Here is a 4,288-nt window from a genome sequence, read left to right as displayed (position 1 = left end):
CCCTCAAGGACCCCCATGCCTGCGTCCGCTCCCCCTCCCGCCAGTTGGACCATCGGCGACATCACCGTCCACCGCATCGACGAGACCGAACTTCCACCGGAGACCGGCCCCTGGCTGCTGCCCGACGCCACCCCGGACGTCGTCGCCGCAACTCCCTGGCTGCGCCCGGACTTTGTCCGCCCGGACCACGGCCTGCGCCTCGCCAGCCACTCCTTCGCCGTGCGCGCGGGTGGCCGGCGCATCCTCGTCGACACCGGCATCGGCAACGGCAAGGACCGCGCCAACCCCGCCTGGAATCACCTCCGTACGGACTACCTGACCCGACTCGAACAGGCAGGATTCCCGCCCGAGTCCGTCGACCTGGTCGTCCTCACCCACCTGCACACCGACCACGTCGGCTGGAACACCCGCCACCGGGGCGGCGCGTGGGTCCCCACCTTCCCCCGCGCGCGTTATCTGGTGGCGCGCGACGAATGGGCGTACTGGTCAGCCGCCGAACTGGACGCCCCGCGGCGGCAGATGTTCCGCGATTCCGTCCACCCGGTGCAGGAGCACGGCCTGCTCGACCCGATCGACGTCCCCGCCACGGGCGCGGAGATCGCTCCCGGCGTGACCCTCGTACCCACTCCCGGGCACACCCCGGGCCAGGTCGCCGTCCGGCTGACCGACGCGGGACAGTCGGCGCTGATCACCGGCGACTGCATACACCATCCGGTCCAGCTCGGCCGCCCCGACCTGAGCAGCTGCGTCGATGTCGACCCGGCCCGCGCCGTGGCGACCCGTCGCGACCTGCTCGCCTCCCTGGCCGGCACCGACACGCTGGTCCTCGGCAGCCACTTCCCCCCACCCACCGCCGGCCTGATACGCCCCGACGCCTCCGGCTACCGCCTCGTCCCGGTACAGAAGGCAGTGCAGAGGGCTCATTCATGAGAGCCCAAAAAAACTTGGCCGGCGATGTCGAGAACCCGTGTTCGGCTCCGTCCCTGCAGTGAACGCGACCACAATGGGTCGCCCAGCATCGAGGAGAACACGATGGCCAAGTACCTGCTGCTCAAGCACTACCGTGGCGCTCCGGCTGCGGTGAACGACGTGCCCATGGACCAGTGGACGCCGGAAGAGATCTCGGCCCACATGCAGTACATGAACGACTTCGCGGCCCGGCTCGAGAAGACCGGCGAGTTCGTCGACGGCCAGGCGCTCGCCCCCGAGGGGACGTTCGTCCGGTACGACGGCGAGGGGCGCCCGCCGATCACCGACGGCCCGTTCGCCGAGACCAAGGACCTCATCGCCGGCTGGATGGTGATCGACGTCGACAGCTACGAGCGCGCCGTCGAGCTGGCCGGGGAGCTGTCCGCCGCCCCCGGGGCGGGCGGGAAGCCGATCCACGAGTGGCTCGAACTGCGCCCGTTCCTGACCGCGCCGCCCACCATCACGGAGTGACCTCTGACGTGCCACAAATCGACGAGGCCCTGCTGAGGAGCCTCACGCCGAGCGTGCTCGGGATCCTCGTCCGCCGTGGAGCCGACTTCGCGGCGGCCGAGGACGCCGTACAGGACGCGCTGGTCGAGGCGCTCCGCGTCTGGCCCGCCGACCCTCCACGCGATGCGAAGGGCTGGCTGGTCACCGTGGCCTGGCGCAAATTCCTCGACGCGACCCGCGCGGACGCCGCCCGCCGCCGGCGTGAGGACCTCGTCGAAGAGGAGCCGGCGCCCGGGCCCGCGTCCGCCGTGGACGACACGCTTCAGCTCTACTTCCTGTGCGCGCACCCGTCGCTGACGCCGTCGTCCGCGGTTGCGCTCACGCTGCGCGCCGTCGGCGGGCTGACCACGCGCCAGATCGCCCAGGCATACTTGGTGCCCGAGGCAACCATGGCGCAGCGCATCAGCCGCGCCAAGCGCACCGTGTCCGCCGTGCAGCTCGACCAGCCCGGCGACGTCGCCACCGTGCTGCGGGTCCTCTATCTCGTCTTCAACGAGGGCTACTCCGGCGACGTCGACCTCGCCGCCGAGGCCATCCGGCTCACCCGGCAGCTCGCGGCCGCGATCGACCACCCCGAGGTGGCGGGGCTGCTCGCCCTCATGCTGCTCCACCACGCCCGGCGCACCGCCCGGACCGCGCCCGACGGCAGCCTGGTGCCGCTCGCCGAGCAGGACCGCGGCCGGTGGGACACCGAGTTCATCGCCGAAGGCGTGCAGATCCTGCAGGCGGCCCTCGCCCGCGACCGGCTGGGCGAATTCCAGGCCCAGGCCGCCATCGCGGCCCTCCACGCCGACGCGCCCACCGCCGAGGAGACCGACTGGGTACAGATCGTCGAGTGGTACGACGAGCTCGCGGGCCTGACCGACAGCCCGGTCGTCCGGCTCAACCGCGCAGTCGCCGTCGGCGAGGCCGACGGACCGCGCGCCGGCCTGGCGGAGCTCGCGGCGCTGGACGACTCCCTGCCCCGCCACACCGCGGTGGCGGCGTACCTCCACGAGCGCGACGGCGACCTGTCGACAGCGGCACGGCTGTACGCCGCGGCGGCCCAAAAGGCCCCCAACCTCACCGAGCGCAACCACCTCACGCGCCAGGCCGCCCGACTCAACGCCCGCCGGCAGCGCTGACGGATGGCACACGGCGCGGCCTCTTCGCCGACGAGAACCTCACCCGCCCCCGAGGCCATCCTGCAGACCCCATCCGTCCTGCAGACCCCATCCGTCCTGCAGACCTCATCCGTCCTGCAGGCCCTCTCCATCCTGTAGACACCATACGGAAATCCGCTGCACGAGATTGTTGCCGAAGCCGCCGCGGTTCCAGGGCTCGGTGACGGGCTGGATGCGGCCCGAAGCGTCGGTGGCGCGGACGCTGAGTACGTGGCGGCCGGGCGCGGCCGTCCAGGGTGCCTGCCAGTACCGCCAGGCCCAGTCGTGCCCGTCCGGCGGCGCGAGTGAGGCGCCGTACCAGGAGTGCCCGTCGTCCGTGCTCACCTCGACCTTGGCGACCGGGGCGCGGCCGGACCAGGCCCGGCCCTCCAGGCGCACGGAGCCGGGGCGTACGACACGGGCGCGCGACATGAAGTCCGGGAAGCCGGGCGGGATCATCAGGGCCCGCGGGGCGATCCGGGTGACCGGCTCGCCGGGTTCCTCCGCCTCCTGTCGGTAGCGGTAGGCCACCTCCTGCTGGAATCCGGTGAACGGGCTGTCGACGAGGGTGATCTTCCGTAGCCACTTCACGTGCGCCATGCCGTACCAGCCGGGGACCACCAGCCGCAGCGGACAGCCGTGCTGCGGCGGCAGCGGCGCGCCGTTCATCTCGTACGCCACCAGCACCTCCGGATCGGTGCCGGTCGCGTCCGCCAGTGGCAGGCTCCGCTGGTAGTCCTGTTCCACGCCGCGCTCGATGCCGTGATCGGCGCCGGTGAAAACGGCCTCGACCGCGTCCGGCCGCACGCCCGCCCTGTCGAGCAGCGTGCGCAGCGGTACCCCGGTCCACTCGGCGGTGCCGACCGCCTCGACCAGCCAGGGCTGGCTCACGGGGCGTGGCGTGAGCCGGGCCCGGCCGTTGCCCGCGCACTCCATCGTCACCCGTTGGGTGACGGCCGGGAAGGACCGCAGGGTGGCCACGTCAAGGGTCAGCGGGGTACGTACTCGGCCGCGTACGGTCAGCTCCCACGTGCGGGCATCGGCCGCGGGGATGTCGTAGTGCACCAGTACGTAGTGCAGCCCGGGCGGGGTGAGGTCGTAGCGCAGGGCCTCCAGCGGCAGCCCGTGATTACGGGCCGCGAGCGCGAGTTCTTCCAGGCTGATGCCCTCGGAGGGGGCCGCCAGGCGCGCCGGCGCGCTGAGGTCCGCCCCGAGGTCCGCATTGAAGTCACTGGTGCGGCCGTCCATGCCTCCATGGTGCGCGCCGGGACCGGTCGCGTACAGCGGTGGCGGGGGCACGTGCGGCGGTGGCGGTGTTTGCCGGTCCGCCGATGGCGATGGTGCGTCCCCCGGTGGCATTTGCGAGTCTCCCGGTCGCATTTTTTGCGCGCCTCCTCACCTGGGAGGACACGTCCCCAGCAGGGGAAGCCCCGGCGGATTGCGGACTGTATCCCGCCGTCTTGCGGACCGTATACCGCCGCTGCAAGGAGAGCATCTGCAAGGAGCGCGCCATGGACGGCAGCACTCTGGAAGGGATGCGGACCGCGCTGCGTGGCCCGGTCATCGCTCCACAGGACTCGGAGTACGACGAGTCCCGCAAGATTTACAACGCAATGATCGACCGGCGGCCGGCCGCCGTCGTGCGCTGCACGGTACGAACGTCCTCT

The 4,288-nt window shown here is 71.9% G+C and carries 4 protein-coding genes and 1 pseudogene; 4 read left to right on the top strand and 1 reads right to left on the bottom strand.

Going from position 1 to position 4,288, the window contains the following annotated elements; all coding sequences use genetic code 11:
• Positions 1 to 15: 15 nt before the first annotated feature.
• The 3 genes from CCS38_RS28660 (at position 16) to CCS38_RS28650 (ending at position 2,603) form a co-directional block, all read left to right on the top strand.
• Entirely contained in the window at positions 16 to 930 is a 915-nt protein-coding gene (locus tag CCS38_RS28660) for an MBL fold metallo-hydrolase (protein ID WP_223736240.1), read from the top strand.
• Positions 931 to 1,032: 102 nt separating this feature from the next.
• Positions 1,033 to 1,440, top strand: a complete 408-nt coding sequence (locus CCS38_RS28655) for a YciI family protein (protein ID WP_223736238.1) — start codon at positions 1,033 to 1,035, stop codon at positions 1,438 to 1,440.
• 17 nt (positions 1,441 to 1,457) lie between these two features.
• Entirely contained in the window at positions 1,458 to 2,603 is a 1,146-nt protein-coding gene (locus CCS38_RS28650; protein ID WP_223736239.1) for an RNA polymerase sigma factor, read from the top strand.
• A gap of 105 nt (positions 2,604 to 2,708) precedes the next feature.
• Here CCS38_RS28650 and CCS38_RS28645 read toward each other — a convergent pair whose 3' ends face one another.
• Positions 2,709 to 3,869, bottom strand: a complete 1,161-nt coding sequence (locus CCS38_RS28645; RefSeq protein ID WP_223736237.1) for a sulfite oxidase — start codon at positions 3,867 to 3,869, stop codon at positions 2,709 to 2,711.
• Positions 3,870 to 4,132: 263 nt separating this feature from the next.
• Between CCS38_RS28645 and CCS38_RS28640 the strand changes: the two are divergent.
• A pseudogene (locus tag CCS38_RS28640) lies at positions 4,133 to 4,288 on the top strand (oxidoreductase); the annotation flags it as partial.

The organism is Streptomyces purpurogeneiscleroticus (assembly GCF_020024005.1).
Lineage (GTDB): Bacteria > Actinomycetota > Actinomycetes > Streptomycetales > Streptomycetaceae > Streptomyces > Streptomyces purpurogeneiscleroticus.
Note: the sequence above shows the minus strand (reverse complement) of the source record. Positions and strands in the feature narration are given on the sequence as shown.